The sequence below is a fragment of the uncultured Faecalibaculum sp. genome (assembly GCF_910588395.1).
GTDB lineage: Bacteria > Bacillota_I > Bacilli_A > Erysipelotrichales > Erysipelotrichaceae > Faecalibaculum.
The window spans coordinates 58,543-81,954 of the sequence record NZ_CAJUPA010000001.1 but is presented as its reverse complement, the minus strand read 5'-3'; the positions used below and the strand labels follow the sequence as shown (position 1 = coordinate 81,954).

Here is a 23,412-nt window from a genome sequence, read left to right as displayed (position 1 = left end):
TCCATCTATTCAGCCCTGTATAACCATGCTTCCATAACTAAAAACACCGGTCAGAGACCTTTACAGTTTCTGACCGGTGTTCGTTTGTAATTCAGTCTTTCAGTTCTTCCACCTGGGCAAGCCACAGTCTGGCACAGGCATCACTGGGCATCCGCCAGTCGCCTCTGGGAGACAGACAGATGGAACCCACCTTCGGTCCATCCGGCAGACAGCTGCGCTTGAACTGCTGGGTGAAAAACCGGCGGTAGAAGGTACGCAGTGACTCCTTGATTTTCTCCGGTTTCACCTGGGGGAAAGCCAGCTTCGCCAGACCGTAAATCTTCTCCGGACTTTCATGATGCCGCAGCATATGATAGAGGAAGAAATCATGCAGGTCATAGCTGCCCAGCACCTCTTCGGTTTTCTGGGCAATGTTGCCATCCTTGTCCGGCGGCAGCAGCTCAGGCGACACCGGTGTATCACAGATATCCAGCAGGACCCGCTCCAGCGCTTCATTGCCCGCTTTTTTCGCGGCCAGGGCTTCACTCTCCACCAGATAGCGCACCAGCGTTTTGGGAACACTGGCGTTCACCGCATACATGCTCATATGATCGCCGTTGTAGGTGCACCAGCCCAGTGCCAGCTCCGACAGATCCCCGGTGCCAATGACGATCCCATTGACCTTGTTGGCCAGATCCATCAGGATCTGCGTCCGCTCCCGGGCCTGACCATTTTCATACGTGATATCATGGACCGATTCATCCTGACCGATGTCCGCAAAATGCTGGCGGACACTGGCAGCAATGGGCACTTCCAGTCTCGTCACGCCCAGCAGCTCCATCAGCTCATCCGCATTGGACTTGGTGCGCTTTGTGGTCCCAAAACCAGGCATCGTCACAGCTGTGATGCCATTCATCGGCAGATCCAGCATATGGAATGCCCGGACAGTCACCAGCAGCGCCAGCGTGCTGTCCAGCCCACCGGAAATGCCAATCACGGCCTGCCGGCAGCCGATTTTCTTCAGCCGGGTTGCCAGCCCCTGTGCCTGGATGCCCAGAATCGTCTCACACCGCTCCAGCCGCCGGTGCAGATCTGCCGGTACAAAGGGATACGCTTCCACAGCTCTGGTCAGTTCAATGGTCCTGATTGGCGCAGACGCATACCGCACCACCGTATAGCCAGCCCGGCTCTCCTGCAGGGCTGTCTTGAATTTCATCCGGTCATTGTGCAGATGCTGCAGATCCAGCTCGCAGGTGATGCTTTCTGCAGTCACCGTCTCCTGCAGGATTTTCCCGTTTTCGGCCATGATATCTGCCCCGGAGAACACCAGATCCGTGCTGGATTCATCCGAACCGGCACTGCAGTACAGATAATCGCTGTAGGTCCGGGCACTCTGCCCGGCCACCAGATCCCGGCGGTAGCTGCCTTTGGCAATGACTTCATTGGAGGCGGAGCAGTTCACGAGAATATTGGCGCCAGCCTGAGCATGGGCGCTGGAAGGGGGAACCGCTACCCACAGGTCCTCGCAGATCTCAATGCCGATGCAGGCACCGGTGGTCTGGTCTTCAAAGAGAATGGACCCGGAGACCGGGATATCACGGCCATTCACAGAGACTGTCTCTGTTTCCAGGTCCCGGGCCGGGGAGAACCATCTTGGCTCATAGTACTCGTTGTAACCCGGCAGATGGTGTTTTGCATAGAACCCCAGAATCTCTCCGCCAAAGAGGAAAGCCGCTGCATTGAACAGACGGGTACCGGCTTTCAGCGGGATCCCGGCAATAACAGCCATATTCTCCGGAGCGTTATCTGCCAGCCGGATCAGCTGTGTCATGGCTTCCTGCAGCAGCAGCTCTTCATAAAACAGATCCGCACAGGTATACCCGGTGACCGCCAGCTCCGGAAAAACAGCCAGCTGTGTATCAGGATCCAGAGACTGCAGGATCCGCAGCATTTCATCCACATTGGTTTTCGGATCACCAATGGAAACCGGCGGCGTGCACACCGCCGCTTTGTAATAGTCAAACCGTTTCATGAATGCATGGTATCACGATACGTGTGGCTGCTGTTCAGAAAATCGATCACCGTTCTGCTTTCTTCACCCTCCGGTGATCATGGAAACAAGCCACTTCAGAACCGGCTTCTGAATGTACATGGTCATCAGCAGAGAAGTGGTCACCGCAAGCATCACGGCTGTCCTGCCGGAAACCGGACTTTGCTGAAACTGCCTTGCTGCATTCTCCGGCATCCAGTGAGCAAGCAGCCGGTACAGACCATATCCGGCACAGGTTCCCAGTGTGTTGGTGATCAGATCATTGATGTCCGTGATGCCCAGGCCAAACATCTGCAGCGTTTCGATCAGCAGGGAAACCAAAACCCCGGCCGTCACCACCGGTGAAAAGCGGTGGAAACGACGCCAGAGCATCGGCAGAAACATACCAAGCGGCACAAACAGGATCACATTGAGAATGGTGTCCACGGTTCCATGCAGCAAATCGGCACTGGGCAGCAAAGAGAGATCCGGTTCAAACCGCTGCAGCGGTCCCATTCCCGTCAGAAACCACACGCCGAAGAGGTAGTAGCAAAACAGGTATACGCCCGCCTGATGCAGGCGGGATACAGAGTGGCCGGATCTGTGCAGATGATGAAACCAGAGCATCAGCACCGGAATCATGAACACAAATCCGGTGAAAGCCGGAATCAGCAGGTTCAGCAGTGACATGCAGGCGTCCTCCTCTATCCAGAAGAGTACCCGGAACAAATCAACAGGACCGTCGGATAAAAGGGAACAGTTTCTGAAGAAAATGCAAAGAAAGGCAAAATGGCAGCACGAAAAAAGGCGGATCTGATATCCGCCTCAATTTGTCATGCAGTTGTCTTACTCGTAGAGCTCTTCCAGCCGGCTGGCATACCTGGATTCGTCGGAGTTTGTCATCGGGTTCTCCGTGGCATACTTCTTCACCAGTGCGCTGGATTTGGTGATCGGCTGCAGTGTACCGGCACCGGCCACACAGCCGCCGGGGCAGGCCATGCCCTCCAGCAGGTAGCCGTTGAGACGGCCGGCTTTGGCCATCATGAGCATGGTGCGGCAGTTCTTCAGACCTTCCGCAGCCTGTACCTTGACAGTGGTGCCCGGGTGTTCCTTCTCGATCAGGCTCTTGACCGCCTTGGCCACACCGCCGGATACGGCGAATCCGCGTCCTGCATTGGTGCCTTCATCCAGCTTCGCTTCAGCGGGCTGCAAGGCGGACAGATCCACGCCTTTGCCTTCCAGCATACCCATGACTTCCTCGAAGGTCAGAACGAAGTCCACATCAGACCGCACGGATTTCCGGGAAGCTTCCAGCTTCTTGGCGGCGCAGGGACCGATAAAGGCGATCTTGGCATTGGGGTGATCCTTCTTCACCATCCGGGCTGTCAGCACCATGGGTGTCATGGCCATGGAGATGTAGCTGGCGTACTGGGGGAAGTCCTTCTTGGCCATCACAGACCAGGCCGGGCAGCAGGATGTTGCCATGAAGGGCTGCTGTTCCGGGACTTTCTTCATGAAGTCTTCCGCTTCTTCAATGGTGCAAAGGTCGGCACCGATGGCCACTTCCACCACATCCGCAAAGCCCAGTTCCAGCAGCGCGGATTTCACTTTTTCCGGTGTCACGGTGGGACCGAACTGGCCCACGAATGCCGGGGCGATGCAGGCAATGACATCCTGGCCCTGTTTCATGGAGTAGATCGTCTGGAAGATCTGGCCCTTGTCCACGATGGCGCCGAAGGGGCAGTTCACCAGGCACTGGCCGCAGGATACGCAGCGGTCATAGTCGATCTGTGCCTTGCCATCCGCATCGGAGGAAATGGCGTTCATGCCGCAGGAAGCCGCGCAGGGACGTTCCATTTTCACAATGGCGTGATAGGGACAGGCATCCATGCAGCGGCCGCACTTGATGCACTTGTCCTGATCAATGAAGCTGCGTCCGTTCACGATGTGAATGGCGTCCTTGGGGCATACCTCGGTGCACTGGTGGGACAGACAGCCCTGACACTGGTTCGTGACAATGACTTCCTTTTCCGGACAGGCATTGCAGGCGAACTTGATGATGTTGATCAGGGGATCATCGTAGTATTTTTCCGCAATGGTGCTCTCTTCAATGCCATCGGACAGGGCACCGAATTCGCTCATTTCACGCAGGGGAAGACCCATGCCCAGACGCAGGCGTTCACCGATGATGGCCCGTTCCAGGAAAATGCTGTTCCGGTATTTGGCCTTGGTGCCGGGCAGGATTTCGTAGGGGATCTCTTCGATCCGCTTCGCGTAATCCGTCTCGTCTTCATAGGCCATTTTCGCAATAGCCGCAAACACCTTGCGGCGAATGTCTGTTACTGAATTGTAGATTCCTCGCATAGTTTCTCCCTCTTCTGATCTGTTCCGTTTGCTTTCAACATTATACAGGGCAAATCCCGCTATTGAAACACAGATTTGTTAATTCTTGCACAATTGCCATCCTGTCACATTTTCCCTGGTGATACTGGCGGAATTCAGACTGTTTCGGGTATTCCGTCTGCTTTTGTCCGGAATCCCGCGGCAACAGGCTGCTGTCTCCACCCGGACGCAGTGTATAACTCGTATAATAAGAGATATGACAGAACTTCGCATTACAGACAACGATGCAGGACAGACTCTGGAAAAATACCTGCAGAAATCGCTTCCGGCGCTGCCCCGAAGCCTGATGTTCAAAGCCATCCGCAACAAAAAAATCAAAGTCAACCGCAGGCGGGCGCAGACAAAGCAGATCCTGGCGCCGGATGACACCGTCCAGATCTTTCTGCCCCCGGATGTCCTGGAAAACGAACCCTTTGTTCCCGGATCCGCCGATTTGAAAGTGGTCTGGGAAAACGAAGACCTGATGGTGGTCTGGAAACCCGCGGGACTGCTTTCTCAGAAAGACGAACCGGGAGTGCAGGATGACCTGAACAGCCGCATCCGCACGCTGCTGTACAGCCGGGGGATCTGGAATCCGGACACAGACCGCTCCTTCAGGCCCTCTGCTGCGCATCGCCTGGACCGCAATACCCGGGGCCTGGTGCTGGCCGGGAAAACCGCTGCCGGTGCCAGAGAAGCTGCCAGAATGATCCGGCAGGGCCAGGTGGAAAAGCACTACCATGCCCTTGTCCAGGGAGATATCACAAAGCCCATGCAGCTGCGGCTCTATCTCAAAAAGGAAGACACTAAGGCACTGGTCCGGGATACACCGGCTGAAGGATATCAGAAGGCGGACATGGATGTGACCCCGCTGAAGCGGGAAGGGAACAATACCCTGGTGGATGTGCACCTGCTCACCGGCCGGTTTCACCAGGTCCGGGCTTCCATGGCTCACATTGGTCATCCCCTGGCTGGAGATGTGAAATACGGCGGCAATCCGGGCAGGTCCTATGATCTGGAAGCCTGCACCCTCTGCTTTGACGGTCACTGCGTTCAGGCGCCGAAGGATCTTTCGGAGACAAAGCCGGTGGATTTGTCCCGGTCTCCCGACATGAACTGAAGGTGAAGTGAAATATCGGAACGGCTCTGTTATCATGCCAGTCATGACAGAGCTTTTTTTCTGGATCCTGTGCCTGGCAGCCTTTGTTCAGGATCTGAAAACCCGGTATTTTTCCTCCTGGTGGCTGCTGCCCTGCCTTCTGATTCTGCTGGCTGCCGGTCTGCATCCGGGGCCCTCGCTGCTGTTCTGCGCCCTGGTTCTCATCCTGCATCTGCTTCGCAGAGACTGGATCGGCCTGGCGGATGTGACAGCCATGGCCTTTCTCTCGCTGCTGACCGGCAGCGCACTGTATCCCCTGACAGTTGTCGCCTGCCTCCTGGGATTTCTCTGGACTGCTCTGATCCCGGAACAGACAGTCCCCTTCGTGTCCTGTCTGAGCGCCGCAGCCGCCTTGCTTGCCGCTGCCCACTGAACCCGGTATCATACAAATCATGAACGAATCATCAGCAACAAACGAAATCATGACACAACCTTCCGCAGCACCGCAGTCCGCACCGGATCCCGTCCGGACATCATCTGTTCAGCCCGCATCCGCCACAGCCCCCCGCACAGGGCTGGTTCTTGGCGGGGGTGGAGCCAGAGGCTGCTATGAAATCGGCGCCTGGCAGGCTTTCCATGAATGCGGCATCCATTTTGACTGCGTCGCCGGCACCAGCATCGGTGCACTGGTCGGCGCCATCTACGTCCAGCACACCCTGAAGCCTCTGGTGGACTTTGTCTACACCATGTCTCCGGCCATGATCGCCACAGACATGCCGGAAATCCCGGAAAACCTCCAGGATATCCGCACCCACAAGGAAGACCTCATCCGGTTCTTCCGGAAATACATCCGCAGCGGCGCGGACATTTCGCCGCTGAAAGACGCCATCCACCGGATGTTCGACTGGAAGCTCTTCTCTGAATCCAGCGTGGATTTCGCCTGCATGACCATCAACGTCACCAAAATGCAGGGAGAAGCCTTCTTCAAGAAAGACATGACGGAAGAAAACGCCGAATCTGTGATCCTCGCCAGCGCCTCCTGCTTCCCGGCCTTTCCCATGCTGAAAATGGGAAATGACTACTATATTGACGGCGGCATGGAAGACAACCTTCCCATTGGCCTGGCACAGGATATGGGAGCGCAAAAAATCATCGCCATTGACGTTCATGGCCCCGGCCGGACAAAACCGCTGCCCCATGATGGCTCCGTCACGTATTACCAGCCGATCATTGACCTGAACAACTTTCTGGACTTCCGGGAAGATTCCTGCGTCCGGTCCCTCCATCTGGGGTATCTGGACACAATGAAACGCAACGACCGGTTCTGCGGCTATGTCTTCACTTTTACCCAGGCTTCCTGGCCCCGCCTGTACATGGTCAGCCAGTATGTCACCATGCACCTGGAATCCTTCGGCATTCATCCGGACAACACCCTGGCAGCCCGCTGCTTCCGGATGAGCTACGGCTATGATCCAGCCCCGCTTGTGAACCGGTACAGCGAAAACTACGCCGGCGGCAGACTCGTGGAAGCGCTGGCCATCTCCGTCGGACTGGACCCGGTGCAGCTGATGAGCTTCAGCTACTTCCTTACCTGCCTCAAAGACAAAACCGAACGGATCCCGCCCCTGCGGCAGCCAGGCAAAGTCCGTCAGTCTCTGACGCTGCTGCAGAACAGCTCCCGGGATCAGGTCATCAGCTTTCTGCACGCGGCTCTGGTTCACCACAACGGCCGCCTGCCCCTGGTTCTGGACCCCCTGAAAAAGCTGTTCGAAACCGAGTACATCCTCGCCTGCACCTGGTACTGCCTGCAGGACTACCTGAAATAGAATCCCGCTGCCGATGACAGCCGCCGGCTGTCTGGCAGGGCATATTTCGGAAGGAACAGACGAAAGGCGCCCTCCGCACTGGCGGAAAGCGCCTTTTCAGCATTTACTACTGTCTAGCCGGTCAACGGGAAGCCAGCAGGGAAGCAGCGTATTTTTCCGCTTCCTTCCTGTCCCGGAAATACGGATCGGTATTGTGATGGACCGGTTTTTCCGAGACATAAGCCGCCAGCTTCTGTCCGTCCTTCAGCGTGATCTGCAGACCCACGTACAGCCCCGGATCACCGAAGGCAAACAGGGGCATGGCCGTTCCTCCACCATAGACCCGGTGGGAAAAGGGTTCGGTTTTGCCCCTGAAACGGGCTTCTTCGTTCAGGACCTCGCAGTCTGCAATATCCCGCCAGGGCCAGGATCCTTCTGTGCCATTGGTGATGGAGAACGTATCGTGATCCAGATCGAAACGGATGGGATTCATGGGACACCTCCTTGCTGTTTTATTCTGACTTCAGTGTAGCACGAAAAAAAGTATCAGAAAACAGAAAAGGCAGAAGAATCAGAAAAAACAGGAAACCCCGGCTGGTTTCCTGTCCAGAATGGTCAGTGTCTGTGAAGTTTTGACTTTCCGGGTTTCCGGGGCGGTCTTCTGAACTCCCGGAACCGGGGATCCATGGGAATCTCCACTTCAATGGTCTGCTCCGTCACCGGCTGCCGGAAGACGATTTTGCTGGACTGCAGCAGCAGACCCCGGTCATCGGATTTTTCCCCGTAAAGCGGGTCGTTGACCACGGCATGACCGTGGTGAGCAGCATGGACCCGGATCTGGTGTTTGCGGCCTGTGGTGATTTTCGCCTTGACCAGGGTGCGTGTACCACGGCGGGCGATGCGCTCCAGATGCGTGTGACTGGGCTTGCCCTGTGCATAGACGATCATTTTGTCCGCCTCGTGCCGGTTGCGGCCAATGGGGTTGTTCAGATCCACATGCCGGCGCTCCAGCAGTCCTTCCAGCACCGCATAGTATTCCTTGCCGGCTGTCCGTTCTTCCATCTGCCGGTCGAACCAGTTCTGGAACAGGGGGTTCTTGCAGAAAAGCACCAGACCGCTGGCTTCCCGGTCGATCCGGTTTACCGCCTGCACTGCATAGGGCCACCCGGTTTCCGACAGATGGGCATTCACCCGGGCTGTGAGATTGTCCGGGGACTGACCGTCGTCATGAACCAGGAGAAAGGACGGTTTGTCCGCCACCAGGCACCATTCATCTTCGTAGACCACCCGCACCGGTTCAAAGCTGTACTGGATCTCTTCCGGTACAGGCTGCTTCAGAATCACCGTGCGGCTTTCCAGCGGCCTGCCCCGGTTGATGACCGGCTGGCCGTTTTCCAGAATCTCCAGTGTCTTGTCCTTCTCCCGGGAAATCCCCAGTTCTTCCACCAGCTCTGCGCCGGTCATGGGGGAGTCCAGACGAACCTGCAGCTCACCGGAGGGCAGGGTCGTCACCTGTATGTTCTTTTTCATTTTAAAGCCTCGCAATCGTTGTTCTATTGTATTATACGGCCTGCGCTCTACAGTTCCATGCCACATGCCGCCTGCAGGCTCCTGTCAGCTGCAGAAACCGGCTGCAGGAGCTGAGAACAGTATGTTGCAGAATCAACACCTATGTTTCCAGTAGGCATTTGATTCTGCATTCCCGTTCCGTTCCCGTGCAAAATAGTTCATAATGGAACAGGAAATGGAGGCATTCAATCATGAAACTCTTTAAAGACGATAAGACCGGTGCTCTGGTGGAAGTTGTTCTGGCACCGGAAGCGGTCGAAGAAATCACCATCAACGGTGCTCCTGCCCGGGAACTGAAAGCAGGTTCCACGGACGCAGCTCTGGAAAAGCATGTCCCTGCAGTGGAGCAGGAAGGCGACAAGCTGAAGGTTCAGGTTGGTTCCACAAAGCACCCGATGCTGCCGGAACACTGGATCACCAACATCTGGGTGGAATATCCCGATGGCCGCGTGGAAAAGCAGACACTGAACCCTGGCGAAGAACCGGTGGCTGTGTTTGACATTGCCGGCGAAGAAGGACCTGTCACAGTATACGAATACTGCAACCTGCACGGTCTGTGGAAAAAAGACGTGGAACTGACGAAGTAAGTCATTCGCAAATCAGACAGAGAGAAAGAGGCGGTCACAAAGACCGCCTCTTCGTCGTGCATGCAGCATGATACCGTCATGTTTCACACATCATGCAGTCCGTACCGCTGCTGCAGCGAGTAGATCGACTGGTTGCGGTTGACCAGGTAGCTTACTGCACAGACCACGAAGAACCAGGGAAACCACTGGAACCCGAAGATCTCCATGCCGATCATCACCGGTGCCAGGAAGGTGTTGGTCCCGGAGCCGAACACCGCCGCAAATCCCAGGGCTGCCGACAGCATGGGGTCACAGCCAAGGACCGGCCCAAGCACTGCTCCCAGGGTCACGCCGATGGAAAACAGCGGCGTGACTTCTCCCCCGATAAAACCCGCTGCCAGAGACAGGATGGTGAATGCGCCCTTCAGAAGAAAATCCTGGACCTGCACCGGCTGTCCCTGAAAAGGCGCTGCAATCAGACCGGCGCCGGATCCGGCATAGCGGTTCTGTGTCAGCAGCATGAGCAGGGCAAGCAGACTGCCCAGGACAAGGATCCGGCGGAAGGGATCTGGCAGTTTTTTCACCGCCAGTGCCCGCACTTTCCGCAGGCTCCAGGCAAAAAGCCCGCCGGCTGCCCCGAACGCCAGCCCCAGTGCCAGCATCGTCAGCCACTGCCGGTCGATGGAAAAGGGAACCACTTCCCGGATGGCGTAGGTATGGATCTGCAGGCCCAGTCTGGCAGACAGCCAGGAAGCGGAGAAGGCGGCACAGATGGCCGGTCCCATGGCCCGGTACTTCAGCGTCCCGGCCACCAGGACCTCCAGAGCGAAAAACACCGCGGAGAAAGGAGTCCCGAACAATCCGGCAAATCCCGCCGCCATGCCCGTGACCAGAAATATGGTGCGGATGTTGGGGATTTCGATTTTTTTGTGGAAGAAATGGCCGAACTGCCAGGAAACCGCTGCACCGATCTGTACAGCCACGCCTTCCCGGCCCACAGATGCCCCGGCCAGATGGGAAATCCAGGTAGCCACTGTGGTCAGAAACACCGTGCGTCTGGGCAGACGCTCCGGTTTGCCCTGGGAAACTTCAAAAATCAGATTCATGCCCCTGGAAGCCAGACCGCCGTACCGGGTGAACAGCCAGACCACCAGAAGCCCTGCCACCGGCAGCGACAGACAGGTCCAGACAGGGAAGTGGACCCGCCAGTTCTGAATGAGGATCAGTCCCCACCCAAAAAGGGCTTCAAAGAGTGAAACCGCAAAGCCGATCAGGACACCGACCGCAGCCAGAAAGAGAAACTCCGCTGCGGAAGCGCCATGATCCGCCAGTATTTTTCTGCATGTGTTCAAATCAATCACCTTCTTTTATTTTAGAAAATATTCCGACAAATCACAGCAGCGATTCCTTGAAACACGTGTATGATTTACCTAAAATTTCCCCGTTCCTGAACCAGTGGGCAAGTGCCAGCCGGCTGCAGGAACAGCTGTATGCTCCGGCAGACAACCCGGCGGGTTGTCCATCGGCAGGCAGCGGACAAATTGCCAGAAACAGGAGGTACCAATGCTCAAGCTGGAACATCTGGTCAAGGACTACTATACAGGGGACGAAATCGTCCATGCGATACGGGATCTGTCCGTCACGTTTAGGGACAATGAATTTGTCTCGATTCTCGGACCGTCCGGCTGCGGAAAAACCACGCTGCTGAACATCATCGGCGGGCTGGACAACTACAACAGCGGAAATCTGATCATCAATGGCCGCAGCACGCGGGATTACACAGACAAGGACTGGGATACCTACCGGAACCACAGGATCGGTTTCGTGTTCCAGAGCTACAACCTGATCATGCACCAGACCGTGCTGCAGAACGTGGCGCTGTCCATGGCGCTGACGGATGTGCCGAAGGAAGAACGGGAGAAACGGGCGGCGGCTGCGCTGGAGAAAGTCGGACTGAAGGATCAGCTGAACAAGAAACCAACGCAGATGTCCGGCGGGCAGATGCAGCGGGTGGCGATCGCCCGGGCGCTGGTGAACGATCCGGAGATCCTGCTGGCGGATGAACCCACCGGTGCGCTGGATTCCCATACATCGGTGCAGATCATGGATCTGCTCAAGGAAATCGCGCAGGACCGGCTGGTGATCATGGTCACGCACAACCCGGAGCTGGCACAGTCCTACTCCACCCGGATCATCCGGCTGAAGGACGGGGAAATCGTCTCGGATTCCGATCCGGCGGCTGATGAGGAAGAAGTGCAGAATGCCCGGGGCAGTCTGAAGAAGCCTTCCATGAAGTTCCGGACAGCGCTGTCTCTTTCCTTCAACAACCTGCTGACGAAAAAAGGCCGCACCCTGCTGACGGCCTTTGCGGGGAGCATCGGGATTATCGGGATCGGACTGATTATGTCGCTGTCCAACGGCATGCAGGGGTATATCGACCGGGTTGAGCAGGATACGATGACCAGCTATCCGATTTCCATTGAAGACAACACCATGGACATGAGTGTGTTGATGTCGGCGATGATGACCGGCAGCGATGAGGAAAAACAGCCGTATGACGGAACGGTGCGCTCCCGGGCGTTCGCGGACAAGTTGCTGGGTTCGATCGCGGATACGGAGAAGAACAATCTGACTGCTTTCCGGAAGTATCTGCAGAGTCCGGAGGGGAAGGAACTGAAGGAGACAGCCAGTGCGATCGAGTACAACTACGGCATTACGAAGCATGTGTACAACGAACATGCGCAGGGAGACAAGCTGGTGACGGTGTCGCCCAATGGCCTGATGGAGGAACTGGGGATGAGCGACATGATCAGTCTGCGCAATCAGTTCATGGGCGGCATGTCCTCTTCCATGCCCGGCAGCGAGGTCTGGAAAGCCCTGCCGGCTGAAGACTCTCTGCGGGATCAGGAATATGAACTGCTGGATGGCCGCTGGCCGGAGAGTGAAGAGGAAGTGATGCTGGAGGTGGATGAGAACGGAGAGATATCCGATTTCACCCTGTATTCTCTCGGGCTGATGAATCAGTCGGAGCTGGTGCAGAACTACAGGGATCTGCAGGCGCAGAAAACGGATGAGATCGAACCCGGGGATCCAGTGTCCTTTGCCAGTGATGAACTTCTGGGCATGGAATTCACGCTGGTGCCCAACAGCGATCTGTACCGGAAGGTGGGGGACATCTGGGTGAATGAATCCGGAGATGAGGAATTTGTGGCGGATGCGGTGAAGGAAGACGGCCGGACACTGAAAATTGCCGGGATCATGAAACCGAAGGAGACCTCTCTGGGCACGCCGCACACCATGGGCGGTGTCTGGTATGACCGGAGTCTGGAGACCTGGCTGCGGGATGAAGGAAAGAACAGTGACATCGTCAAAGAGCAGATGGAGCACAAGGACATCAACGTGTTCACGGGCCGGAAATTCGGTGATTCCACGGAGCTTTCGGCGGCTGATCTGACACCGGAGCAGCAGATGGTGCTGGCATCCATGTCACAGCAGGAACTGATGGACTACATGGCTTCCTACAATGATGCCGCCAATGCCACCTATGATTCGAATCTGGCAAAGCTGGGGATCTATGACGAAGACACACCCACATCCATCGAACTCTACGCGGATACCTTTGAGGACAAGGAAAAAATCGGGGATCTGATCACGGTGTACAACGAACAGCAGCAGGCGGAAGGCAACGACGCCAATGTGATTTCCTACAATGACACAGTGGGTGCCATGATGAGCGGGGTTTCGGACATCATCAACATCATTTCCTATGTGCTGATGGCATTCGTGGGCATTTCCCTGGTGGTCAGCAGCATCATGATCGGCATCATCACCTACATTTCCGTGCTGGAGCGGGTGAAGGAAATCGGCATTCTGCGGGCGATGGGTGCCAGCAAGCGGGATGTATCCAATGTGTTCAATGCGGAGACATTCATCATTGGTCTGCTGTCGGGTCTGCTGGGCGTGGGTCTGACTGTGCTGCTGAACATTCCCATTTCCCTGGTGATCCAGAAGGTGACCGGTGTGGCGGGAATTGCCCGGATGCCGGTGGCCGGCGGCGTGATCCTGGTTCTGGTGGAACTGGTGCTGACGATGGTGGCCGGCCTGATTCCGGCCCGGATGGCCGCCCGGAAGGATCCGGTGCAGGCGCTGCGCTCGGAGTGAATCCCGGCCTGCAGACGACTGTGTACAGGCGGAAAAAAGCGGTCAATTCGATGGACATCCGCCTGGGAAATCCATCCTTCTGGGAAGCATCGATACGGCTTTGTGCCGTATGAGAGCGTTTTTCCGGACAGATGTGGTGTCAAAACGTATTAACTGCGGCAGAACAAAGGCCCGGGGGTTTGTCACAACCTGTTTCCCGGGCCTTTTTTGTCGCGTTTTTGGCAATTTGTAGGCACTTTCATATCCAGGGGTTTCCATAAAGAGACAGGAAAAGTGTTATACTGGACACAGTTAAGTGGATTTAGGAGGAAGAACCATGGAACAGAACAACATGCTCGCAATGATTCTTGCGGGCGGACGCGGAACGCGGCTGTTCGACCTGACGAAAAAGACTGCCAAGCCGGCTGTCTATTTCGGCGGTAAATACCGGATCATCGACTTTCCGATATCGAACTGCGCCAACTCCAATATCAACGTTGTCGGCGTCCTGACTCAGTACGAGCCTGTCCAGCTGAATGCCTATGCAGGAGCTGGTCAGCGCTGGGGTCTGGACACCCGGGGCAGCGGTGTGTATGTGCTCCCGCCTTCCGAAAAGGACGGCACCAAATTTGATGTCTATGCAGGCACGGCGGATGCCATTACGCAGAACATTGATTTCATTGACGAATTCAATCCCGAATATGTGCTGATCCTGTCTGGCGACCACATCTACAAGATGGACTACGACCGGATGCTGGCGGATCACAAAGCCAACAGTGCGGATGCCACGATTGCCGTGCTGCAGGTGCCCTGGAAGGAAGCTTCCCGCTTCGGCATCATGGCTGTCAACGATGAGAGCATGATCACGGAATTCCAGGAAAAGCCGGCGGAACCCAAGAGCAACCTGGCCAGCATGGGCATCTACATTTTCAACTGGAAGCTGCTGCGCAGAGAACTGCTGGCGGATGCCAAAAACAAGGAAAGCTCCCACGACTTCGGCAAGGACATCATTCCGGCGCTGCTGGCGCAGGACAAGCGTCTGTATGCCTGGCAGTTTGACGGCTACTGGAAGGATGTCGGAACGATTGATTCTCTCTGGGAAGCCAACATGGATCTGCTGGACAAGAAAAGCGGACTGGATCTGGATGATCCCAACTGGAAAATCTATACCTCCGACATGCCCACCCTGCCGCATTATGTAGGCGCCACGGGAAAAGTGGAGCACTGCTACATCAACCAGGGCGCAACGATCAACGGAAGCGCCAAGGATTCGGTGCTGTTCAACGGCGTCACGATTGATGAAGGGGCTGTGGTGGAACAGTCGGTTCTGATGCCCGGTGTGCACATCGGCAAGGATGCCAGAGTGTACCGCGCCATTGTGGCCGAAGGCATCAAGGTGGATCCTGAGGCGGAAGTGGGATCTCTTTCCAGCAAGGAAATCAAACTTGTCGCCAAACGTGTGAAGAAAGGGGAATAAGCCATGTTCAACGCACTTGGCATCGTCGCATACAACGACAACAGCATTTACGTGGAGGGGCTGGAGAAGCACCGTCCGATTGCGGCCTTCAACTTCCTGGGCCGTTACCGTCTGATGGACTTCCCGGTTTCCAACATGGCCAACTCCGGCATGGACTGCATTGACGTGTATACCAACGGAGATCCCAAGGTGCTTTTCGAGCACGTGGGAGACGGCCGGCACTACAACATCAACTCGAAGCACGGTCACGTGGGCATCATCCCTGTGTTCACAGACGGTCAGCGTCCCAGCACCGTGCCTGATGTGCAGCAGTACTACAACAACCTGTATCAGATCGAGCGGGATGTGAACGAATTCGTGATCATCGCTCCGGACAACTATATCTACAAATGCAACTACGCCGATCTTCTGGACACCCATGCGGCTTCCGGAGCGGATGTCTCCATTCTGTATCAGAAAATCGATACAGCCCGGGAGGAGTTCATCAACTGCGACATGCTGGAATTCGACAAGGAACACCATGTGACGGCCATTGACCGCAACCGGGGCACCAGCAAGAACCGGAACCTGTCTCTGATGACCTATGTCATGAGCAAGAAGGTGTTTGTGGAACTGGTGAAAAAAGCCCGTGAAACATCCAGCATGTTCTGGTTCCGGGATATCCTGAATGCCAGCTGCGGCCACATGGATATCCGGGCGGTGAACTACCGCGGTCACGTGTATTCCATCTATGATCTGCGCTCCTATTTCCAGAGCAACCTGAAAATGCTCAATGAAGAGAACTTCAGGGACTTCAACGATCCCGACTGGCCGATCTACACCCGCACCAATGACTCCGCTCCGGCTTCCTATCTGCCCGGCGGCAGCACCAACCGCACTTTCGTGTCCAATGGATGTCAGATTGCCGGCGAAGTCACGAATTCCATCGTGGGCCGCGGTGTCACCATTGGCAAGGGTGCCAGCGTGGACAACTGCGTGATTCTGCCGGATGCGGTGATCGGCGACAATGCGAACCTGTGCAATGTGGTGATCGACAAGGGTGCCCGGATCGTGCACAAGAAAGATCTGGCCGGCACAGTGGATGAGCCTGTATACATTGACAGAAGGGAGACTGTCTGATGGCATCGGTACTGATGTGTGCCTCCGAAGGTCTGCCTTTCGTAAAGACCGGCGGCCTGGCGGACGTGATCGGTTCTCTGCCCGCGGCACTGGCTGATCAGGGCAATGAAGTGAAGGTGGTTCTTCCTCTGTACCGCAAGATCGCGGAAAAATACATGAACGACCTGCACTTCTGCTGCGAATACACAGTGTCCATCAACTATCACGAAGTGCCTGTCCGGATCTGGAGCACGATGGTGGGACCGGTGGCGTTCTTCTTCGTGCAGCATCAGGGGTACTTCGAACGGGATTCCCTGTATGGCTACGATGATGACGGCGAACGGTTTGCCTATTTCCAGAAAGCGGTCATCGAGATGCTCAACCAGCTGAACTACTGGCCCAACATCGTGCACTGCCATGATTGGCAGACGGCGATGATTCCCTGCATGGTCCGGGAAACCCACGATCATGACGACCGGTATCGCCGCATCAAGTTTGTCCTGACGCTGCACAATATGGCGTATCAGGGCAACTTCGGCCCGGAAATGCTGGATTCCTGCCTGGGCCTGCCCTGGTATCTGCTGGACAACGGCAATGTCCGCTATGACGGCGGCATTTCCTTCCTGAAATCCGGCATTCTCTACAGTGACAAAGTCACCACGGTTTCCCCCACTTATGCACAGGAGATCCTGACCCCGCAGTATGGGGAACACCTGGAAATGGTGCTGAACATGCGCAAATACGATCTCTGGGGCATCGTGAACGGCATTGACCTGAATGTCTGGAACCCTGCTACAGACCCTGCCATTCCCCATCACTACAACAAGGTGAGCCTGAAGGCTAACAAGGCAAAGGACAAGGCTGCCCTGCAGCGGGAACTGGGACTGGAAGTGAACCCCAATGTCATGCTGGTGGGCGTGGTATCACGTCTGACCTGGCAGAAGGGCTTCTATCTGCTGATGGAACAGCTCTCCGCCCTGGCGGCTGCGCCCATTCAGCTGGCGATTCTGGGCAGCGGCGAGGCCAAGATCGAGGATGCATTCCGGAACATGGAAAACGAGCACAAGGGCAAGGTCTGCTTCTACAGAGGCTACAACGAGGATCTGGCGCACCGCATCTACGCCGGCAGCGATCTGTTCCTGATGCCTTCGCTTTTTGAACCCTGCGGTATTTCCCAGCTGTGCTCCATGCGCTATGGCACACTGCCGCTGGTCCGGGAGACAGGCGGTCTGAAGGACACCGTGACGCCTTACAACGAATATGACAAGTCCGGCAACGGATTCAGCTTCTCTTCCTACAATGCCAATGAACTCATGCACACCCTGTATTACGCAGCGGATGTGTACTACAACCGGAAAGCCGACTGGGAAACACTGCAGACAAATGCCATGAACACGGATGTTTCCTGGGCCAAATCCGCTGCGACCTACAGTCAGCTGTACAGCGAACTGGTCAACCGGTGAAAATCGGGGTCAGTGCCTGCCTGACGGGAGAACCCTGCCGCTATGACGGCAAGTCGAAGAAGCATGCAGCGGTCCTCTCTTTTCTGCAGGGGCATGAAGTCATCCCGGTGTGTCCGGAATGTGCCGGCGGCCTTGGCTGCCCGCGGGTACCCTGCGAACTGAAAGACGGCCGGGCTGTGGGCGCGGACGGCCGGGATTATACCGGTGCATACAGCCAGGGTGCAGACCTCTGCCTGGAACAGGTGAAGGACTGCGACCTTGTCATTCTCCAGCCCCGGAGTCCCAGCTGCGGTCTGACGCAGGTGCATGACGGCAGTTTTCAGGGACGGCTGGTCCCCGGACAGGGCATATTTGCAGCCAGACTGAAGGAAGCGGGGATCCCGGTTCTGGAAGCGGATGCATTTTGATCAAACCCGTATTGAGTTTGAAAACCGAGTAGCATAAAATATTATCGAAGTGTAAAACAGGAGGAAATCAATCATGAAACAAGTCACAGTTACAGTAATCGATCCGGTGGGACTGCACGCACGTCCTGCTACAGTAGCGGTAAACGCTGCCAGCAAGTTCAAATCCGATGTGAACGTTGCATTCAAGGGCCGCGAAGTAAACATGAAGTCCATCATGGGCGTTATGTCCCTGGGCATCCCCACACAGAGCGAAATCACCATCTCCGCTACCGGTGATGACGAAGAAGCAGCCATCGAAGCCATCGAGGAAGTGCTCCGCGCTCAGAAGATCATTGCCTGATTGCAGGATTGACAGAACAGATACAAAAGGCTCTCCCGAGCCTTTTTTCGTGGCCGAATTTCCGGAGAAGGGCCATGAAGTGTAAGCAATTTGCTATAATGTAACCGATATGACACGAGGAGGAACTCACAATGTCCATTGTTGAAGAACGTTTTGAGAAATGGGTGAATCATCCGAATCTGGACAGCCGCTACAGGGATGTTCTGGCTCAGATGACACCGGAAGAAAAGAATGACGCATTCTATACCACCATTGAATTCGGAACCGCCGGCATGCGCGGCCTGCTGGGTCCCGGCACGAACCGGATCAACATTCACACCATCCGCAAAGCCACGCAGGGTTTTGCTGACTATATCAGGGAGCATGGCGAAAAAGCCTGCGAAGAGGGAATCGCAATCGGCTATGACAACCGGCATATGTCCAGGGAACTGGCGTTCGACTGCGCAGATCTGCTGGCGAAAAACGGCATCAAAGCCTACGTGTTCGAATCTCTGCGCCCGACACCGGAGCTGTCCTTCGCTGTCCGTCATCTGGGCTGCTTTGGCGGCATCATGATCACTGCCAGCCACAACCCGAAAGAGTACAACGGCTACAAGCTGTATGATTCCAAAGGCTGCCAGCTGATTCCGGATCTGGCTGCTCAGGTCATTGACAAGGTAAATGCCATTGAAGATGAACTGGCCATTGACACCAACATTACCGAAGAGCAGAAGAAACTGGTTACTGTCATTGGCAAGGATGTGGATGAACCGTATTACGAAAACGTGCTGTCCATCCAGCTGAACCCGGATGTGGAGAAGGATGTAAAGATCGTTTTCTCCCCGGAACACGGCACTGCCAACATCCCAGTAAAGGAAGTCTATGCCCGTACCGGCTACACAGTGATTCCTGTGGAAGAACAGTGCACACCGGACCCGGACTTCTCCAACACACCCACTCCGAACCCGGAACAGCCCGGTGCCTATGAACTGGCGCTGAAATATGCCGCTGACAACGATGCAGACATCATTCTGGTCTGCGATCCGGATGCAGACCGCATGGGCGTGGGCGTGAAGCACAACGGTGAATATGTGGTCATGACCGGCAACCAGTCCGGTGCGGTTCTGCTGGAGTACATTCTCTCCCAGCTGGATGCGAAAAACGAAATGCCGGACAACCCGGTGATGTTCAACACGGTTGTTACCAGCGACCTGGGTGAAAAGGTGGCAACGGATCACGGTGTGGAAACCGAGAAAACCCTGACCGGCTTCAAGTTCATCGGTGAAAAAGTTGCCAAGTACGAGCAGACCCATGAGAAGAACTATGTATTCGGCTATGAAGAATCCTACGGTTCCCTGATCAAACCCTTTGTACGGGACAAGGATGCGCCTCAGGCCTGCCTGATGCTGGCGGAAGCTGCTGCATTCTACAAGAAACAGGGCAAGGACCTGGTGGATGTGCTGGATGAACTGTATGCCAAGCACGGCACCTACGAAGAGTCTCAGGTGGCTCTGTCCCTAGCCGGTGAAGCAGGCGCCAAACGCATTCAGCAGATCCTCTCCGATCTGCGGCAGGATGCGCCGAAGGAAATCGCCGGTGTACCTGTAGTCAGAAGCGAAGACTACAAGGAAGAAGTCATTCTGGAAAACGGCGAGAAAAAGCCGCTGACCGGATTCGTGAAGTCCGATGTGCTGAAGTATTATCTGGAAGACGGTTCCTGGATTGCTGTCCGGCCTTCCGGAACCGAGCCCAAATGCAAGTTCTATTACTGCGTGAAGGGTACGGACAAAGCGGATGCCCACGCCAAGACAGAGAAATTCCAGAAAGCCATGGCTGAGCTGACCGGCACAGCTGACTGAATTCGGATACAGTCCGTATCACAGACAAGTGCATGATCACCAAAGCAGAGCAGGAATCAGACCCGCTCTGCTTTTTCAGATGTCTTCTCCTTATCCCGGCGGAATACAGAGCGCAGGGGATGACCGTGTACTGTTTTATTGTGTCAAAAAAAGGAGGATCACTCCTCCTCGATGTCTGCGGTATCAGCCATCCGGGCATCTGTGGGGCGCAGCTCTCCCAGAAACTGCTCCATCCGGTCACAGGCTTCCTTGATATGATCCAGACTGTAGGCATAGCTGATCCGGATGTGGCCTTCTCCGGATTCCCCGAAGGCTGTACCCGGCACACAGGCCACTTTCTGAGAATCCAGCAGCGCTGCGCAGAATTCTTCACTGGACAACCCGGTGGAGGTGATATCCGGAAACACATAGAAAGTACCGTGGGGCATGATCGTAGGCAGTCCCATGCGGTTAAGCCGTCGCACCAGCAGATTCCGGCGGCGCCGGTAATCCTCGCGCATGGCTTCGATATCCGGAATGCCTTCCTTCAGTGCCTGAATCGCTGCGTACTGCGCCGGAGTGGGGGCGGCCATGATGACATACTGATGGACTTTGTTCATCATGGAAGAAAGTGCAGCCGGGGCAAGCAGGTAACCCAGCCGCCAGCCGGTCATGGCAAAGGCTTTGGAAAAGCCGTTGATAACGATAACCTGGTCCCGGATTTCCGGAAACTGCGCCAGAGAGGCAAATTCTCCGTCAAAGAGCAGTTCCGCATAAATTTCATCACTGATGACATAGATGCCGCTTTCCTTCAGGATCGGCACGAGCTTTGCGTAGTCTTCGGCCGTCATGACCCCGCCTGTGGGGTTGGAAGGGAAGTTCAGAATGATCGCTTTGGTTCTGTCGGTGATGGCAGCTGCCAGATCTTCCGGCAGCAGCTTGAATTCATGCTCCTTGGTGATGCGGATCGGAACAGCTGTCCCGCCTGCCAGCTCAATGGCCGGGGCGTAGGCAACATAATTCGGATCCAGGACGATCACTTCGTCTCCGGGATCCACCAGTGTGCGCATGGTGAGATCCACGCCTTCAGAACCGCCCACGGTTACGATGATTTCCTTTTCCGGGTCATAGATCTGTCCATAGCGTTCTTCATGAAATCTGGCGATTTCTTCCCGGAGCTGGATCAAGCCACGGTTGGCTGTGTAATGTGTGTTGCCGTCAATCATGGAGTCAATGGCGCTTTCACAGATATGCCAGGGAGTGGCAAAATCCGGTTCGCCGACACCCAGGGAGATGACCCCTTCCATGGTGCTGGCCAGATCGAAGAATTTACGGATTCCGGATGGTTTCATTTCCCGCACCGTGTGGTTGATGGGTTTTGTCATGGTGTCACCACCAATCTGACGTTTTTCTTTTCGTCTTCGTCTTTCATCATGATTCCGTTCTTTTTGTATTCCTTGAGAACAAAGAGCGTTTTTGTGCTGGTCACGTCTTCCACCGCCGAGATTTTGTCGTAGACAAACCGGGCGACTTCAAACATGGTTTTGCCTTCCACCAGGCAGAGAAAGTCGCAGTCGCCGGAGAGCAGATACATGGTGGATACTTCCGGATAGCTGGCAATCAGGCGGGCAGTCTTGTCATAGCCCCGGTCCCGGGTGGGCCGGCAGTCCACTTCGATGAATGCCATGACTTTCTCGTCCTTGAGCCCCCGGTTGTAGTTGATGACGGTATGATAGCCGCAGATGATTTTGTCGTTTTCCAGCCGCTTCACCTCGGCCCGGACAGTATCCTCTTCTTCCTCCAGCATATCCGCCAGATCCGTAACAGTGAGCCTGGCATCCTTCTCCAGAAGATCGAGCAGGGCATTTGTATTCATGGAAATCCTCCTTGTTGCAGATGATATGAAAACAATTTTAGCACACATTGCAGCATACTGTAACAAAACCAGGAATAATCAGTAAGCGCTTTCAGCCGGTATGACCGGTGTCGACGGCTGCCGGACCTGATGCCAGCTGTTTTCGGCGGATGAGAGATGGAGCAGGCGGATCAGAAAACCTCAGTCTCCCTGTTGTGAAAGCGCTTCCGTATGCCGGGTCTCATTGACAAAAAGGAGTGCGGCGCTATAATTACATTGATACTAAAAGGAGGATTTACTGAACATGACAGTAAAAGTTGCACTGAATGGTTTCGGCCGTATCGGACGTCTTGCTTTCCGTCAGATGTTTGACGACCCCAACTATGAAATCGTTGCAATCAACGACCTGACTAGCCCTGAAATGCTGGCTCACCTGCTGAAATACGATTCCACACAGGGAACCTACAAACTGGCTGACAAAGTGTCTGCCACTGAAGATTCCATCATCGTAGACGGCAAGGAAATCAAAATCTACAAGGAAGCCGATGCATCCAAGCTCCCCTGGGGTGAGAAAGACGTTGATGTCGTTCTGGAATGCACAGGTTTCTACACATCCAAGGCAAAGGCTCAGGCTCACGTAGACGCAGGCGCCAAGAAGGTTGTTATCTCCGCTCCTGCCGGAAACGACCTGCCGACCATCGTTTACAACGTTAACCAGGAAACCATTGGACCGGATGACAAGATCATCTCCGCTGCATCCTGCACAACAAACTGCCTGGCTCCCATGGCAAAGGCTCTGAACGATCTGGCTCCGATCAAATCCGGAATCATGACAACCGTTCACGCTTACACAGGCGACCAGATGACTCTGGACGGCCCTCAGCGCAAAGGTGACAAGCGCCGCTCCCGTGCAGCTGCTGTCAACATCGTTCCGAACAGCACAGGTGCTGCCAAGGCCATCGGTCTGGTTATCCCTGAACTGAACGGCAAGCTGATCGGTTCCGCTCAGCGTGTACCTGTTCCCACAGGCTCCACAACCATCCTGGTTGCAGAAGTTGAAGGCGAAGTAACCGTTGATCAGATCAACGAGGCAATGGCTGCTGCTCAGTCCGAAAGCTTCGGCTACAACACAGAAGAAATCGTATCCTCCGACATCATCGGCATGAAGTACGGTTCCCTGTTCGATGCCACTCAGACAATGGCTACTCCCACAGGCGACGGCAACACGCTGGTACAGGTTGTTTCCTGGTACGACAACGAAAACTCCTACACTTCCCAGATGGTACGTACAATCAAGTACTTCGCTGAGAAGGACAACGAAGCAGCTGCTGCGTAAACAGTGATCTTCCTGAAGGACACCGCAAGGTGTCCTTTTTGTGTACCGCG

Annotated in this window: 20 protein-coding genes; 12 read left to right on the top strand and 8 right to left on the bottom strand. The window is 55.3% G+C overall.

The genetic code is table 11. The annotated features are described in order from the left end of the window. Positions 1-91: 91 nt before the first annotated feature. The 3 genes from QZ305_RS00380 to QZ305_RS00370 form a co-directional block, all read right to left on the bottom strand. Positions 92-2,011, bottom strand: a complete 1,920-nt coding sequence (locus QZ305_RS00380) for an NAD(+) synthase (RefSeq protein WP_294729505.1) — start codon at positions 2,009-2,011, stop codon at positions 92-94. A gap of 63 nt (positions 2,012-2,074) precedes the next feature. Further along, positions 2,075-2,698, bottom strand: a complete 624-nt coding sequence (locus QZ305_RS00375) for a VanZ family protein (protein ID WP_294729504.1) — start codon at positions 2,696-2,698, stop codon at positions 2,075-2,077. 156 nt (positions 2,699-2,854) lie between these two features. After that, positions 2,855-4,372, bottom strand: a complete 1,518-nt coding sequence (locus QZ305_RS00370) for a 4Fe-4S dicluster domain-containing protein (protein ID WP_294729502.1) — start codon at positions 4,370-4,372, stop codon at positions 2,855-2,857. Between the two features lie 235 nt (positions 4,373-4,607). Between QZ305_RS00370 and QZ305_RS00365 the strand changes: the two genes are divergently transcribed. From QZ305_RS00365 to QZ305_RS00355, 3 genes are read left to right on the top strand one after another with little or no spacing between them, the layout of a single operon-like run. Beyond that, entirely contained in the window at positions 4,608-5,510 is a 903-nt protein-coding gene (locus QZ305_RS00365) for an RluA family pseudouridine synthase (protein ID WP_294729500.1), read from the top strand. A gap of 43 nt (positions 5,511-5,553) precedes the next feature. Beyond that, the gene (locus QZ305_RS00360; protein ID WP_294729499.1) at positions 5,554-5,922 is read left to right on the top strand and encodes a prepilin peptidase; all 369 of its coding nucleotides are present in this window, start codon (positions 5,554-5,556) and stop codon (positions 5,920-5,922) included. Between the two features lie 19 nt (positions 5,923-5,941). Then, positions 5,942-7,315 (top strand): patatin-like phospholipase family protein, encoded by a 1,374-nt coding sequence (locus QZ305_RS00355; protein WP_294729497.1) that lies wholly within the window; start codon positions 5,942-5,944, stop codon positions 7,313-7,315. Positions 7,316-7,436: 121 nt separating this feature from the next. Here the strand turns inward: QZ305_RS00355 and QZ305_RS00350 are convergent, their stop codons facing one another. Both QZ305_RS00350 and QZ305_RS00345 read right to left on the bottom strand, forming a co-directional pair. Continuing rightward, the gene (locus QZ305_RS00350) at positions 7,437-7,787 is read right to left on the bottom strand and encodes a hypothetical protein (protein ID WP_294729495.1); all 351 of its coding nucleotides are present in this window, start codon (positions 7,785-7,787) and stop codon (positions 7,437-7,439) included. A gap of 122 nt (positions 7,788-7,909) precedes the next feature. Further along, the gene (locus tag QZ305_RS00345; protein ID WP_294729493.1) at positions 7,910-8,824 is read right to left on the bottom strand and encodes an RluA family pseudouridine synthase; all 915 of its coding nucleotides are present in this window, start codon (positions 8,822-8,824) and stop codon (positions 7,910-7,912) included. Between the two features lie 230 nt (positions 8,825-9,054). Between QZ305_RS00345 and QZ305_RS00340 the strand changes: the two genes are divergently transcribed. Next, positions 9,055-9,450 carry a desulfoferrodoxin family protein gene (locus QZ305_RS00340; RefSeq protein WP_294729492.1) on the top strand — a complete coding sequence of 132 codons (396 nt, stop codon included), beginning with the start codon at positions 9,055-9,057 and terminating at the stop codon, positions 9,448-9,450. A gap of 83 nt (positions 9,451-9,533) precedes the next feature. On the opposite strand, the gene QZ305_RS00335 is transcribed toward QZ305_RS00340, so the two are convergent. Beyond that, entirely contained in the window at positions 9,534-10,781 is a 1,248-nt protein-coding gene (locus tag QZ305_RS00335; protein WP_294729490.1) for a chloride channel protein, read from the bottom strand. Positions 10,782-10,992: 211 nt separating this feature from the next. On the opposite strand from QZ305_RS00335, the gene QZ305_RS00330 reads away from it, so the two are divergent. From QZ305_RS00330 to QZ305_RS00300, 7 genes are all read left to right on the top strand, one after another. Then, positions 10,993-13,590 (top strand): ABC transporter ATP-binding protein/permease, encoded by a 2,598-nt coding sequence (locus QZ305_RS00330; protein ID WP_294729489.1) that lies wholly within the window; start codon positions 10,993-10,995, stop codon positions 13,588-13,590. Positions 13,591-13,906: 316 nt separating this feature from the next. After that, complete coding sequence (locus QZ305_RS00325; RefSeq protein ID WP_294729487.1) at positions 13,907-15,046, top strand: glucose-1-phosphate adenylyltransferase; 1,140 nt, start codon at positions 13,907-13,909, stop codon at positions 15,044-15,046. Between the two features lie 3 nt (positions 15,047-15,049). Further along, positions 15,050-16,165 (top strand): glucose-1-phosphate adenylyltransferase subunit GlgD, encoded by a 1,116-nt coding sequence (gene glgD, locus QZ305_RS00320; protein ID WP_294729486.1) that lies wholly within the window; start codon positions 15,050-15,052, stop codon positions 16,163-16,165. Then, on the top strand, positions 16,165-17,607 hold the full coding sequence (gene glgA, locus QZ305_RS00315) for a glycogen synthase GlgA (RefSeq protein WP_294729485.1): 1,443 nt from the start codon (positions 16,165-16,167) through the stop codon (positions 17,605-17,607). The genes glgD and glgA overlap by 1 nt, the downstream gene beginning before the upstream one ends. After that, complete coding sequence (locus QZ305_RS00310) at positions 17,604-18,014, top strand: DUF523 domain-containing protein (protein ID WP_294729484.1); 411 nt, start codon at positions 17,604-17,606, stop codon at positions 18,012-18,014. The genes glgA and QZ305_RS00310 overlap by 4 nt, the downstream gene beginning before the upstream one ends. A 73-nt stretch (positions 18,015-18,087) precedes the next feature. Next, positions 18,088-18,354 (top strand): phosphocarrier protein HPr, encoded by a 267-nt coding sequence (locus QZ305_RS00305; RefSeq protein WP_067557056.1) that lies wholly within the window; start codon positions 18,088-18,090, stop codon positions 18,352-18,354. Between the two features lie 137 nt (positions 18,355-18,491). Further along, the gene (locus tag QZ305_RS00300; RefSeq protein ID WP_294729559.1) at positions 18,492-20,192 is read left to right on the top strand and encodes a phospho-sugar mutase; all 1,701 of its coding nucleotides are present in this window, start codon (positions 18,492-18,494) and stop codon (positions 20,190-20,192) included. Between the two features lie 158 nt (positions 20,193-20,350). Here QZ305_RS00300 and QZ305_RS00295 read toward each other — a convergent pair whose 3' ends face one another. After that, positions 20,351-21,556, bottom strand: coding sequence for an aminotransferase class I/II-fold pyridoxal phosphate-dependent enzyme (locus tag QZ305_RS00295; protein WP_294729483.1), 1,206 nt, complete (start codon positions 21,554-21,556; stop codon positions 20,351-20,353). After that, positions 21,553-22,047 carry an Lrp/AsnC family transcriptional regulator gene (locus QZ305_RS00290; protein WP_294729482.1) on the bottom strand — a complete coding sequence of 165 codons (495 nt, stop codon included), beginning with the start codon at positions 22,045-22,047 and terminating at the stop codon, positions 21,553-21,555. Before QZ305_RS00290 ends, QZ305_RS00295 begins: the two co-directional genes overlap by 4 nt. 283 nt (positions 22,048-22,330) lie before the next feature. On the opposite strand from QZ305_RS00290, the gene gap reads away from it, so the two are divergent. Next, positions 22,331-23,362: a type I glyceraldehyde-3-phosphate dehydrogenase gene (gap, locus tag QZ305_RS00285; RefSeq protein WP_294729481.1), complete on the top strand. Its 1,032-nt coding sequence runs from the start codon at positions 22,331-22,333 to the stop codon at positions 23,360-23,362. Positions 23,363-23,412: the final 50 nt, after the last annotated feature.